Genomic DNA, 12,263 nt, shown 5'->3' on the forward strand with positions numbered 1-12,263 from the left:
AAATCCACTAAGTGATTTAGTCTTTCGGCCGTCTTATTGCTGTCTGCTTTCTGTCATCTGTTTCCAGACGGAGCCTTTTGCCTCTTCTCCGCCTTCAATCCGTTCGATGGCCATTTTCACTTGAAGGCTGACCTCGAATTCAGGATCGTTTTCGGCCTCTTTTAGGGCGCTCAGTGCCCGCTCGTCGCCGACTTCATAAAGGAACATGGCTGCACGCCATCTGACAAGCTTGTTTTTGTCTTTAAGGGCAAGCATCATCTCTTCCATAGCTGCAGGGTCACCGATGTCTGAGAGGCAGTCGCCGGCCGTTCTGCGAACGGTAACCGATTTGTCTTTCAGGGCTTTGTACAGGTAAGGAAGCACAGACGGTTCCTCGATCATCCCCAGATATACTGCCGCAAGTCTTCGGATTGATGCCTTTTCATCTGTTAATGCTTTATTTAAAACAGGAAGATCGCTCTCTTTTGGATCCATTTGCTCGAGATGCGCATAGCGCACCGTCCATTCCGGATCCTCAAGCATGTCCTCTGTCACCGTGTAAGATTTGCGGGATGGAACCGGTTCAGACTTGTCCTTTTTCAAAAGAGCTTCTGTAAGCTTTGTCAGCCGCTCCTCTGTATAGGCTGCCTGCAGCTCTTCCGTGACGTCTTTTCCAATTTCATCAAAGTCGCCATACCTTACTCCCTGTTCCTTCCACTTTCTTTCAAGCACAACGTTGTCTGCGTTCTGCTGCGCAGCAAGAACCGCTTTTTGAAAACGCTCGGGAAGTCCGAACCGTTTTTCTGTCTCGCCGTCAGAAAGCTTAACCTGCATCGGGATGCCGCTGAACATCTGGACGTGGACATTGACCTCGCCGAAATGATCATTGATTTTTGAGCCGGAGTCAGCTTTTTCTTCCGTCTCTTCGCCGAATGCAGCACGGACTTTGGGCAAAATCTCTTTCCAGTCGTATTTGGCATTGCGTTCTACTGCCAGAAAATCCGCCACATGATAGACGCCTTTTACGCCTTCCACTTTAAGAATCTCCTGAATGACGCCCGGTGCACCCTCAGCTGTTTCAGGCTTATAATTGCTGCTTTTCCCGCCCGGCAGCTCCTCATCCAAAATGACTTTCATTGTATTTGGGCTCGGTGTCGGTTCAATTGATTTAATATTCAAGCCATGTCACTCCTTGTTTCGTGTCTGCACCTATTCTAACATAGCTGTAATTGCTCTTTCCATTTAGAGAAACCGTCCCTCACGAGTTCCTTCCCGGCCCTTCCCATTCAAGGTAAAATTGCTTGAGATAGGCAACCATAAACTGATGGCGCTGCAGGGCAAGAACCCTTCCTTCCTCTGTATTCATGAGATCTTTCAGCTTCAGCAGTTTTTCGTAAAAATGATTGATGGACGTAGAACGATCCGAGCGGTATTCTTTTTCAGTCATGCTGCTCCTGACAGGCATGTCCGGATCATGGATGAGGCTGCCTTTTGATCCTCCGTAGGAAAAGACTCTTGCAATTCCTATTGCCCCCATTGCATCAAGCCTGTCGGCATCCTGGACGATCTGTGCTTCTATGGAAGAAACCTTCTCCCTGCCCCCTCCCTTAAATGATATCGATGTAATGACCGCCAGAATATCACTGATAGACGACTGATCGAGTCCTTCCTTTTCAAGCAGGGCTGCGACTTCTTCGGTACTCATCCGGATTTCATCTGACAGCTTTTCGTCAATCACATCATGAAGGAGAGCAGAAAGTTCAACAACAGATTGGCTGCACGCGTATTTTTTCGCCAGATTAACAGCCGTCCTTCTTACCCTTTCAATATGGTGCCAGTCGTGACCGGTGCCTTCTTTTTGGAGACGCTCTTTTACGATGTGTTCGATGTTTTCAATGATTTCTTTCAAATTAAGACACTTCCTATTCTTGGAACCAGGATACGCCGGCTACGTCCTCGCCTGTATGTACACCGATTGTTGTGCAGAGCGGCACAAGCTTAACCGGAATTTCGGGAAATTCTTTCGCAAGCGTGTCATGCAGGCGGTCGGCCTTGTCGCGTTTTGAAGTGAACATCACCGCAATTTCACGGATTGAATGTGTTTGACTGCCTTGTTTGATTTGACCTGCTATATACTGAAACGCCTTCTTTTCAGACCGGACTTTTTCTTCGGTAGAAAGCGACCCGGACTTAATGCGGATGATTGGCTGAATGTTTAAAAGACTTCCAAGGTAATATTGAGTTCCGGTCATTCTTCCGCTCTTGTGAAGTCTTGTAAGGTCCCCGATCAGCACGTATGTATGGTGTTTCTCCTTCAGACTCTCAAGCTCTGCAACAATTTGTTCCGTCTCCATGCCTTTTTCGTGCATGCGAACGGCTGCTTTAACAATTCTTGTCAGAGGTTCTGACAAAATGAGAGAATCAATGACCGTAACCGGTATTTCTGCTTCGCCTGCTGCCTGAACAGCAGAAGAGTAGGTACCGCTGAGAAGACTTGACAGGTGGATGGAAATCACTTCGTCATAGTCTTCTGCAAGCTTCCTGTAAAGCTCTGCAAAAGCTCCCGGCGGCGGCTGTGATGTGGTAATGGCATTTTCCGGTTTTTTAAGTAGCGGATATAATTCTTCCGGTGCTAGAGTCACACCGTCCAAATAGTCTTCTCCATTGATGCATACAAGGAGAGGCACCCAGTATATGTCGGGGTGATCCCTGATTTCCTGATCAATGCTTGCCGTGCTGTCTGTTACCCATGCAATTTTTCTCCCCATCATCGTATTCCCCTTTCTCTTTAAGCTTTCAAACCCCTATTCTTAGTATTAGTCGAAAGAGTTTAGGATTCCTCTTTTAAAAACTCATTTAATTTTGGAAACAGACGCAGGGCGTTATCGTAAAAAAAGAGCCCGTGATGTTCCTCGGGAATCAGTTCGCAAAACAGTTCAATGTATGGTTTTATCCCTATAAGCGGCCAGTCTGTCCCAAATAAAAGCCTGTCATAGTGATCGCAGTAGGAAAGCGCATGAATCAGGTGATCAAAGAACCTGGTCTTCTTTTTGGCTGCAATCGTCCTGTCAGTGCCGACAAGCAGTCCGGATAAATCGGCATGCATATTATGGTTTTTATTAATGACCTCAGCACCGTCAAGCACCCAGGGGTCTCCGAGATGCGCCATCATGAACTGGATATTCCGGTGTTCAACTGCCACTTCATCAAGAGTGAGAGGGTGGCTGTATTTGAGAAGACCTCTGTCTGAATATGTATCGCCCGTATGAAAAACAACCGGAAGGCGGAATGCTTCAGCAAGCTCATAGACTGGTCCGTACACTTTGTCATAGGCATAAAAAGGATAGTATCCGAGATAAATTTTAATCCCGGCCGTCTGTGGGTGCTGGAGGGATTTCTCGAGCATCAGAAGATTTTCTTCGCTGAGCTTATACGGATTAATTCCCTGACAGACGAAAAAATTATTGGGCACACTGCCTTCAATGTCGACTCCCATTGGTGTCTCTGCAGCTTTATCCGGAAAAGCACCGCCGGCTGTTTCAGTCACACCCATGGCAATGGCAGCTACAACTCCTGCATCTTCATATTCTTTCTGCAGCCCTTTCAGGGAATAATCCACAAGAGAAACGTCATCCCCTGTTTGCCTAAAGCTTTGAATCTCTGAAATATGCATATGGGCATCAATGATTTTCACTGCACGTTCCTCCTTTATAAACGAAAAGAAGCCGTTATTGGCTTCTTTCCGGCAAATTTACTGCTGCAGCAGCTTCTGAATCGTTTCTTCCATTTCTTTAGGGTCTGTATTTGGAGAAAAACGTTCAACAGCTTTTCCGTCACGATCCACTAGAAACTTGGTGAAATTCCATTTAACAGCCTTTGAACCGAGCAGGCCAGGCGCTTCGTTTGTTAGATGGGTAAACAGCGGATGAGCTTTCGGGCCATTGACATCAACTTTGGCGAACATTGGAAAAGAAACACCATAGTTCAATTCGCAAAAGCTTATAATGTCCTCTTCCGTCCCAGGTTCCTGGCTCATAAACTGATTACATGGAAAGCCAAGAATTTCAAGCCCCTCCGGCTGATACCGTTCGTAAAGCTCCTGCAGCGCTTTGTATTGCGGAGTAAATCCGCATTTGCTCGCTGTATTCACAATCACAAGCACTTTTCCGCGGTACGTATCCATTGATTTTTCATCACCATTAATTGTTTTTACATGAAGATCATAAATACTCATAGTCAGCTTCCTCCTTCAGCTATTTTTTCGAGGGTTGTAATGGCATGTTCTGTCATCGCCATCAGATCATCCACATGATCTTCGCTTATGCTCCGCCCGAACTGAACGTGATAAACATGGCTGTACTCTTTAAACGGTACATCATACATCACCTGGTGACGCACCTTAAAGTTAACTCCCCAGTCTTCTTCTATCATTCGTTTAGCGAACGTAAACTCTTCTGGCCCCTTTTCATGAAAAGTGAGGCCAATTTCGCACGAATGTACATCATTTGTTTTCAAAAGCTCTCCAGAAAGCTCCGGGAGGCTCATGGCGAGCCGGAATACAGCAGCTGCATCCTTTGATTCTTTCAGCTGAAATTGAATCTCATACACCCTTGACATCGCCGCAAGGTCTACAAGATCCTTTCTGCCTGTAACTGAAATGCTGCCGTCAAGATCCGCGTCGTAAACAGCACCTTCAAGGACCGTTTTTAAGTTGTCAAATGCAGTCGGATCAAACATCAGAACAGCCCTGCCGCTTTCCCGTCTGCATCTACCGACATGCCGAGTGCCGCAGGCTTTTTAGGGAGTCCTGGCATTGTCATGATATCCCCTGTCAAGCATACGATGAACCCCGCTCCAATTGAAGGCTTCAGCTCTCTGATTGTAAGCGTAAAATCTTCCGGCCTTCCAATCAGTTCAGGCTGATCAGAAAGAGAATACTGGGTTTTTGCCATGCAGACCGGAAGATTGGACCACCCGTACCCGTCATACTCCTTAAGCTGCTTTTTGGCTTTTGACGAAAATTCCACCGCTTTTGCCCCGTAAACGGTTTTTGCCACTTTTTCAACTTTGGCTTCAATACTGTCGGCAAGATCATATAAATGCGAAAACTGATTTTTATTTTCTGCGATTGTCTGAATGACTTTTTCAGCGAGTTCCATTCCGCCTGCGCCCCCTTTTTCCCATACTTCAGAAAGAGCTGCAGGATGGGAATGAGCCGCGCACCAGTCAAGCAGCGCATCGATTTCTTCATCAGCATCAGATGTAAAACGGTTAATGGCAACCGTATAAGGCAGCCCAAACTGCTGGATGGATTCAATATGCTTCGCAAGATTCGATGCTCCTGCAAGCATCGCTTCTTTATCAGGTTCCTGAAGCTGGTCTTTTTTCACTCCGCCATGCATTTTAAGAGCGCGGACGGTCGCTACGATGACGACTGCAGCAGGTTCGAATCCTCCTGCCCGTGTTTTGATGTGAAGAAACTTCTCTGCTCCCAGATCTGCTCCAAATCCAGCTTCTGTTACAACATAATCACCAAGCTTGGCAGCCATTTTTGTTCCGAGAAGGCTGTTGCAGCCGTGGGCGATATTTGCAAACGGGCCGCCGTGAATGATCGCTGGCGTATGTTCCAGCGTCTGCACGAGGTTAGGCTTCAGGGCATCTTTTAATAGAAGTGCAAGCGCTCCCTGGAAACCAAGCTCTCCGACTGTCACCGGCTCCTTGCTGTATGTAAATCCGACGACGATATCGGCAAGTCTTTTCTTTAAATCGTCAAGGCCCGATGCAAGACAAAGAATGGCCATAATCTCCGATGCGACCGTTATGTCAAAATGATCCTCTCTCGGAGTTCCGTTAACAGGGCCACCAAGACCGACAATGACATTCCGGAGTGCCCTGTCATTTAAATCCATGACCCGCTTCCACGTAATCCTTCTTGGATCGATCCCTTTTTCATTCCCCTGATGAATATGATTGTCCAGTAAAGCTGACAATGCATTGTTTGCCGCTGTAATGGCATGAAGGTCTCCTGTGAAATGCAGGTTGATGTCCTCCATCGGAATGACCTGAGAATAGCCCCCGCCTGCAGCTCCCCCCTTGATTCCCATCGTCGGACCGAGTGAAGGCTCTCTCATGGCAATCACTGCTTTTTTTCCAAGCAGATTAAGCGCCTGGCCAAGGCCCACTGTTACCGTCGATTTCCCTTCTCCGGCAGGTGTCGGATTAATGGCCGTCACGAGGATGATTTTCCCGTCTGGAGCATCTTGCTTTCTTTTAAGAAGATCCAGCGACAGTTTCGCTTTATATTTACCGTATTGCTCAATTTCATCTTCTAAAATATCAAGTTGTCCCGCAATTTCCCGGATTGGTTTTATGACAGCTTCCTGAGCGATTTCGATGTCTGATTTATGTTTCATTTTTAGCACACAGCGCCCTACTTTCTGCTTAATAGATTGATTTCACGCACAATTGTAACACAAAAGCAAATTGAATTATTATTCCAAACTTTCTATAATAGAGAAAACTCTGAAATGTACAGAAAGTTGAGGTTCATTCATGCCTATAAATATTCCATCTGACCTTCCCGCAAAAGAAATTCTTGAAAAAGAAAACATCTTCGTCATGGACGATAAGCGAGCGTATCAGCAGGATATCAGACCGCTGAACATTGTGATCCTGAATATTATGCCCGAAAAACAGAAAACAGAAGTACAGCTGCTGAGACTGCTAGGGAATTCCCCTCTTCAGCTGAACATTACATTTATGAGACCTGAAACCCATACATCCAAAACAACAAAAGAAGAGCATCTGCAGCAGTTTTACACAACTTTTTCAAAAATCCGCCACAAAAAGTTTGACGGCATGATCGTAACAGGCGCGCCAATCGAACATCTTCCTTTTGAAGAGGTTTCATACTGGGACGAACTGAAAGAAATCTTTGAATGGACAAACAATCATGTCACGTCCACCCTTCATATATGCTGGGGTGCCCAGGCAGGACTTTACTATCACTATGGCGTAAATAAATATAGTCTGGAAGAAAAATGTTTCGGTGTGTTTGAACATGTCATTTGTAATGATTCTGTAAAAATTGTCCGAGGGTTCGATGATCACTACTATGTGCCGCATTCCCGGCATACGGATATAAAGAGACAAGATATTGCGGCGGTTGAAGAACTCGACATCATAAGCGAATCAAAAGAAGCCGGCGTATGTCTTGTAGCTTCAAAGGATGCAAAGCACGTCTTTTTGACTGGCCACCCTGAATATGATCTTCACACCCTGCAACAGGAATATGAACGTGACCGGGCTAAAGGAATCCAGACGGCCATTCCGTCCTCTTATTTTCCAAATAACAATCCGTCTGAAAAACCTGTTCAAAAGTGGAAATCCCATGCCCATCTCCTTTTTGCAAACTGGCTGAATTACTGCGTCTATCAGGAAACGCCTTACGAATGGGAATAAGCGATGGAAAAAAATATCACACAATTTGGATTTATTTGTTAAAATTAAGGTGAATTTAATTTAATTTTTATCTAATCTTTATATTTTGTAAATAATCCTGTGATACGCTTTTAATAGCAGGAACATAAGCGTCCTGTTTATGATTATAGCTGAGGTGAATGCATTGTTAAAAAAACCGAAAGTGTTAATTTTAACCGCAAAATACGGGAACGGACATGTTCAAGTCTCAAAAACACTTGTTAAGCAATGCAAGGACATGGGAATTGAGGAAGTGGTTGTTTCTGATCTGTACGCTGAATCGAACCCTGTTTTTACAGAAATCACCCAATACCTTTATTTAAAAAGCTTCACGATCGGCAAACAGTTTTACCGCATGTTTTATTACGGCGTCGATAAAATTTACAACAAGAAACTGCTGACCCTGTATTTTAAGCTCGGAAATAAAAGGCTTTTTGAGCTGATTGAAAAGGAGCAGCCAGATCTGATCATCAATACATTCCCGATTTTCGTCGTGCCTGAGTACAGAAGACGCACTGGCCACATGATTCCAACCTTCAATGTGCTCACTGACTTCTGTCTTCACAAAATCTGGGTTCACCAGAATATCGATAAATATTATGTGGCAAGCAAACGGGTGAAAGAAAAGGTCATGAGCCTCGGCATTCATCCTGCATCCGTCAAGGTGACAGGCATACCAATTCGTTCCGTGTTTGAAGAAAACCTTGATAAAAATGAAATCTGCAGCAAATACGGGCTTGATCCCAATAAAAAGATTCTGCTTGTCATGGCAGGCGCGCACGGTGTTCTCAAAAACGTAAAAGAACTGTGCGAGTCGTTTATTGAAGACCAGAATCTGCAGACGGTCGTGGTTTGCGGAAACAATGCGGTTTTGAAAGAAAACCTTGAGACGATAACAGGCAAAAATGTTAGAAACCTGAAGCTTCTTGGCTACGTTGAAAGGGTAGATGAGCTTTTCAGAGTCGCATCCTGCATGGTAACAAAACCAGGCGGCATCACGTTAAGCGAGGCCGCAGCTGTCGGTGTTCCCGTTATACTTTTCAAACCTGTTCCCGGACAGGAAAAAGAAAATGCCCTCTTTTTTGAAGAAAACGAGGCAGCTGTTGTAGTCAATCGCTCAGAGGAAGTGTATGAGACTGTCAGCAGCCTGCTGAAAGACGATAAAAAACTTAAGAGAATGAAACGCAACATCAAGCGTCTTCACCATCCGAATTCATCCTTAACCATTATGGAAGATATACTCAGAGAAGCTTCTCTTTTTAAAGAGAACAAATTTATTAAGGCTCAATAAGACCTTCCGGATGAAGGGGAATACACCCCCGGAGGCTAAAAAATGGATACAAGCACGCACATCATCATGGGTTTCGGCCTTGCAGGACTCGCATACATCGACCCTGCTGTCGGACAGAATCCCGAACTTGTCGCTGCAGTGATGGCCGGCACCGTTCTTGGATCAAATGCACCGGATTTTGATTACGCGCTCAGAGTTTTTAAAGGCAAAGGAATGTACACCGAGCATCACCGCGGGTTATCGCACTCTGTGCCTGCATGGTTTATCTGGAGCTTTCTGCTTACTGCCATTATTTTCGTTTTTTCACCTGCCTTATCAGGCCAGGAGGCGATGCACCTATTCGGCTGGACGTTCGCTGCGGTGCTGATCCACGTTTTATTTGATCTTTTTAACGCATACGGCACTCAGGCAGCACGGCCATTCACAAAAAAATGGCTGTCCCTGAATTTCATCCCGCTGTTTGACCCGCTGATTGTCTTTTTGAACATTGCCGGTTTTGCACTTTGGACCGCTGGAGAAAGCCCGGGTCTTATTTTTTCTGTTATTTACACAATCATATTGGTGTATGTCATTGAACGTTTCTTCAGTTCCAGAAGAGCTCTTGCACAAATCAGAAACGAACTCCGCGAGTCTTCAGTTTTGACTGTCGTCCCTACGATTCGCTGGTCAGTATGGCAGTTTGTGTCTGAAACAGAATCAGGCTTTACCACCGGTGAACTGCGCTCAGGCAAGGTCAGGCCGGTTCATTCGTTTGAAAAAACAAAGCATGGGCTGATATCAGCTGCTGAAAAAGATCAAAACGTGCGGCATTTCCTGAAAAACTCAAAACATGTGCACAGTATGGTTATTCCTAATCCATCTGGATATGAAGTCCGCTTTTTTGACCTCCGTTTCCGGACTAAAAATCATTACCCCTATATGGCTGTCTGCCTGTTGGCCCGGAACGGAACGATTCTCTCATCTCAAACAGGATGGATTCACCAGACAGGAAAGCTGCACAGTACCCTCCTTCCCGGTAACTCATCAGGGACAGCAGGTCTCGACGCATAATAAAACCCCCGGAATTCCGGGGGTTTTATCTATTTTGGCCATGATCAGCCTGACGTCGTTTGACTGTAATATACCTCTTCAAATGGCTGAACGACAACAAAGCCTTCACCTTCAAATTTCATCTGTATAGACTCTCCGCTCCCTCTCCCGAATAACGTTTTCAGCGAGATATCGGTAACAAACTCCGGAGTCAGTCCCCCTGACCAGGCAACCGTTGCATTCGGGTCGGTATAAACCGGATCACCAGGTTTGACAATCAGTGTCAGAGGTTCATAATGAGAGGTAATCGCAAGCATTCCCCTGCCTTCAAGCCGCACATTAAAAAGTCCTCCTGAGAGCATACCCGCAATCTTCCTCATCATTTTTATATCCCATGTGATGGAAGGCTCGAATGCAAGCAAATCATTGCCGTTTACAAAAATGGACTCTCCCTGCAGATTTATGATGGAAATCTTTTTTCCCTGGTCAGCTACATAAAGCTTTCCGGCTCCAGTCGCTTTCATAAGAGCCGTCCCCTCGCCTGTCAGCGCCTTTTTAAACATTTTCCCAAGGCCGTGCTCAAGAATTCCTTCTCGTTCATATTTGATCTGACCGCGGTATGAGACCATCGCTCCGGCTTTTGTCCAAATTTGCCCGTTCAGATTGATTTCAAGCAGCCTCTCGGTTTCAAGCTCAAACAGCCCCTGTCCTTTGTCCTGCTGCTCTGTTTTCTCCACAAACTCTTGAATGCTGTATCTGTTCATCGCTTATCCTCTCCCTTTTTCTGAAGCATGAACAGCCACAAAAATGAAAGTGACTGCTTTAATTCTACTGACAGTTTATGTACCATGTCCTCTGTAACTCCCCGTTTGTAAACACCCTGACTGTCGATCAATTCCCAGCCGTTTTCATGCGCCAGTTTTTCAAATTCCCACGGCATCATGGTGTTGCAGATGACATCTTTTCCATACAGCCTCCCGTAGCTGTTTTCTCTTGGATGCGCTGTCGGCCCAAGAACAGCAATGCACAGATAGCCTTCCTTTTTAACAACCCTCTTTAATTCCAGTAATGCGGCGAGCGGATCGGCTGTCCATTCAAGGCAATTAATCGTCAGCAGTGCATCGGCCTCTCCGTCACCGAATGGCATTGACATGATATTTGCCTGTCTAAACGCAAGCCTGCCTTCTTTTTCGTGCTGCTTTGCAAGCCTGATCATTTCAGGGGACAAATCAGCTCCTGTCACCTTCATGCCCTCCTGCATTAAAAGGAACGACCCATAGCCGTCCCCGCAGCCGATATCAATAACCTTTGATCCTTCACTCACATACTTCTTGAAAAACGGGATGACCGTGCTTCTGCTGCCGGTATCCCACATTTCTTTGCTGCTCTTGTTCCAGAAGGCAGCCCGCTCGTCCCATTTTTTCTCTGCTTCTTTTTCCCAGTCATATGTATTTACCACTTGAATCAGCTCCAGTTATCAGCATTCATTATACATTTCTAGGAAACCGCCGGAATTCCTCTCTGCGGAATAAAAGTCGGCAAAGAATAAAAACTAATGTAAGCAGAGATCTCTCTGTATGTGAAAGGAGTGCTTACAATGGAGAAGGAAACCTTTATTGCTGTTCAGAAAAACAGCGACGGCGATCTGTCCGCTTTTAAAACCTCTGGAGGCAGAATTCTTTCCTACGAACAGGCGCTTGCAGAAGCAGGAAGCGGCATGATTGAAGGTGTCAGCACCTTTAAAGGAAAAGGCGGCGGCACATATATCCGAAGCAACCCTGACAACACCAAAGCAAATAACCTTGACGCACTACCACAATTTTAGGAGGAATAGATAATGACAAAAAAATACAACAAACAAGGCAGCGCAAACAGCAACTCACCTGAAAAAGGACACTTCCAGGAAGAATTCGGCCAGGAAATCATTTCAGGCGACAACAGCAAAGGAAATAAACGCAACAAAGACCAGAAATCAAAAACTTCCGGGAAATAAGGATGATGAAACCAGCTGCCGCGGCAGCTGGTTTTCTGTCTGCAAAGACTGTTTTAATGCGTTGTTTGCAGGAAAGATTCCGTTCTCTTAATGGATGGAGTCTGTTAATGGCTTCACTCAACGGAGTGGTGCCTCTTTTCTTCGCCTTCAAAGCCTGTTTGTGGCGTCACTCATCGGAATGACGCCACTTTCTCCACGCTTGGAGCCTGTTTGTGGCGCAATTCACCGGAGTGCTGCCACTTTTCTTCGCCCACAGAGCATGTTTGTGGCGCAACTCACAGGAATGACGCCACTTTTCTTCACCCATGAAGTCTGTTTGTGGCGCAACTCACCGCAGTGTTGCCACTTTTCTTCACCCATGAAGCCTGTTTGTGGCGCCACTCACCGGAGTGGTGCCACTTTTCTTCGCCCACAAAGCCTGTTTGTGGCGTCACTCGACGGAATGATGCCACTTTTCTTCACCCATGAAGCCTGTTTGTGGCGTCACTCGAC

Annotated in this window: 14 protein-coding genes; 5 read left to right on the plus strand and 9 right to left on the minus strand. The window is 45.8% G+C overall.

The window, feature by feature from the left end; translation table 11 throughout:
• Window positions 1-33: 33 nt before the first annotated feature.
• The 7 genes from JOJ89_RS12265 to JOJ89_RS12295 form a co-directional block, all read right to left on the minus strand.
• Window positions 34-1,158, minus strand: a complete 1,125-nt coding sequence (locus tag JOJ89_RS12265; protein WP_029280442.1) for a conserved virulence factor C family protein — start codon at window positions 1,156-1,158, stop codon at window positions 34-36.
• A gap of 79 nt (window positions 1,159-1,237) precedes the next feature.
• A complete protein-coding gene (locus tag JOJ89_RS12270; RefSeq protein WP_203287571.1) occupies window positions 1,238-1,888 on the minus strand; it encodes an HD domain-containing protein in 651 nt (216 codons plus the stop codon).
• 13 nt (window positions 1,889-1,901) lie between these two features.
• On the minus strand, window positions 1,902-2,750 hold the full coding sequence (locus JOJ89_RS12275; RefSeq protein WP_203287572.1) for a DegV family protein: 849 nt from the start codon (window positions 2,748-2,750) through the stop codon (window positions 1,902-1,904).
• Between the two features lie 59 nt (window positions 2,751-2,809).
• A complete protein-coding gene (locus JOJ89_RS12280; RefSeq protein WP_029280438.1) occupies window positions 2,810-3,673 on the minus strand; it encodes an amidohydrolase family protein in 864 nt (287 codons plus the stop codon).
• A gap of 57 nt (window positions 3,674-3,730) precedes the next feature.
• On the minus strand, window positions 3,731-4,213 hold the full coding sequence (locus JOJ89_RS12285; protein ID WP_029280436.1) for a glutathione peroxidase: 483 nt from the start codon (window positions 4,211-4,213) through the stop codon (window positions 3,731-3,733).
• 2 nt (window positions 4,214-4,215) lie between these two features.
• A complete protein-coding gene (locus JOJ89_RS12290) occupies window positions 4,216-4,716 on the minus strand; it encodes a hypothetical protein (protein ID WP_029565995.1) in 501 nt (166 codons plus the stop codon).
• Window positions 4,716-6,392 (minus strand): formate--tetrahydrofolate ligase, encoded by a 1,677-nt coding sequence (locus JOJ89_RS12295; RefSeq protein WP_029280432.1) that lies wholly within the window; start codon window positions 6,390-6,392, stop codon window positions 4,716-4,718. Before JOJ89_RS12295 ends, JOJ89_RS12290 begins: the two co-directional genes overlap by 1 nt.
• Before the next feature lie 139 nt (window positions 6,393-6,531).
• Between JOJ89_RS12295 and metA the strand changes: the two genes are divergently transcribed.
• The 3 genes from metA (at window position 6,532) to JOJ89_RS12310 (ending at window position 9,799) form a co-directional block, all read left to right on the plus strand.
• A complete protein-coding gene (gene metA / locus JOJ89_RS12300; RefSeq protein WP_029280430.1) occupies window positions 6,532-7,440 on the plus strand; it encodes a homoserine O-acetyltransferase MetA in 909 nt (302 codons plus the stop codon).
• A gap of 139 nt (window positions 7,441-7,579) precedes the next feature.
• The gene (locus JOJ89_RS12305; RefSeq protein ID WP_051827260.1) at window positions 7,580-8,749 is read left to right on the plus strand and encodes a diglucosyl diacylglycerol synthase; all 1,170 of its coding nucleotides are present in this window, start codon (window positions 7,580-7,582) and stop codon (window positions 8,747-8,749) included.
• Window positions 8,750-8,791: 42 nt separating this feature from the next.
• Complete coding sequence (locus JOJ89_RS12310; RefSeq protein WP_203287573.1) at window positions 8,792-9,799, plus strand: metal-dependent hydrolase; 1,008 nt, start codon at window positions 8,792-8,794, stop codon at window positions 9,797-9,799.
• A 44-nt stretch (window positions 9,800-9,843) separates the two neighbouring features.
• Here JOJ89_RS12310 and JOJ89_RS12315 read toward each other — a convergent pair whose 3' ends face one another.
• Both JOJ89_RS12315 and JOJ89_RS12320 read right to left on the minus strand, forming a co-directional pair.
• Window positions 9,844-10,542, minus strand: a complete 699-nt coding sequence (locus tag JOJ89_RS12315; RefSeq protein ID WP_029566000.1) for an AIM24 family protein — start codon at window positions 10,540-10,542, stop codon at window positions 9,844-9,846.
• Window positions 10,539-11,237, minus strand: a complete 699-nt coding sequence (locus JOJ89_RS12320; protein WP_234703403.1) for a class I SAM-dependent methyltransferase — start codon at window positions 11,235-11,237, stop codon at window positions 10,539-10,541. The genes JOJ89_RS12315 and JOJ89_RS12320 overlap by 4 nt, the downstream gene beginning before the upstream one ends.
• A 138-nt stretch (window positions 11,238-11,375) precedes the next feature.
• On the opposite strand from JOJ89_RS12320, the gene JOJ89_RS12325 reads away from it, so the two are divergent.
• Window positions 11,376-11,603: a DUF3892 domain-containing protein gene (locus tag JOJ89_RS12325; RefSeq protein WP_029566002.1), complete on the plus strand. Its 228-nt coding sequence runs from the start codon at window positions 11,376-11,378 to the stop codon at window positions 11,601-11,603.
• A 12-nt stretch (window positions 11,604-11,615) separates the two neighbouring features.
• Window positions 11,616-11,771, plus strand: coding sequence for a hypothetical protein (locus tag JOJ89_RS12330; RefSeq protein WP_203287574.1), 156 nt, complete (start codon window positions 11,616-11,618; stop codon window positions 11,769-11,771).
• Window positions 11,772-12,263 lie beyond the last annotated feature (492 nt).

The sequence above is a fragment of the Metabacillus sp. cB07 genome, assembly GCF_016839225.1.
Classification (GTDB): Bacteria; Bacillota; Bacilli; order Bacillales; family Bacillaceae; genus Bacillus_P; species Bacillus_P indicus.

Bases quoted from the DNA above. Each gene is read 5' to 3' on its own strand.
- JOJ89_RS12275 (WP_203287572.1), bottom strand. From the start codon at position 2,750: ATGATGGGGAGAAAAATTGCATGGGTAACAGACAGCACGGCAAGCATT.
- JOJ89_RS12285 (WP_029280436.1), bottom strand. From the start codon at position 4,213: ATGAGTATTTATGATCTTCATGTAAAAACAATTAATGGTGATGAAAAA.
- JOJ89_RS12290 (WP_029565995.1), bottom strand. From the start codon at position 4,716: ATGTTTGATCCGACTGCATTTGACAACTTAAAAACGGTCCTTGAAGGT.
- JOJ89_RS12295 (WP_029280432.1), bottom strand. From the start codon at position 6,392: ATGAAACATAAATCAGACATCGAAATCGCTCAGGAAGCTGTCATAAAA.
- metA (WP_029280430.1), top strand. From the start codon at position 6,532: ATGCCTATAAATATTCCATCTGACCTTCCCGCAAAAGAAATTCTTGAA.
- JOJ89_RS12305 (WP_051827260.1), top strand. From the start codon at position 7,580: ATGATTATAGCTGAGGTGAATGCATTGTTAAAAAAACCGAAAGTGTTA.
- JOJ89_RS12310 (WP_203287573.1), top strand. From the start codon at position 8,792: ATGGATACAAGCACGCACATCATCATGGGTTTCGGCCTTGCAGGACTC.
- JOJ89_RS12315 (WP_029566000.1), bottom strand. From the start codon at position 10,542: ATGAACAGATACAGCATTCAAGAGTTTGTGGAGAAAACAGAGCAGCAG.
- JOJ89_RS12325 (WP_029566002.1), top strand. From the start codon at position 11,376: ATGGAGAAGGAAACCTTTATTGCTGTTCAGAAAAACAGCGACGGCGAT.
- JOJ89_RS12330 (WP_203287574.1), top strand. From the start codon at position 11,616: ATGACAAAAAAATACAACAAACAAGGCAGCGCAAACAGCAACTCACCT.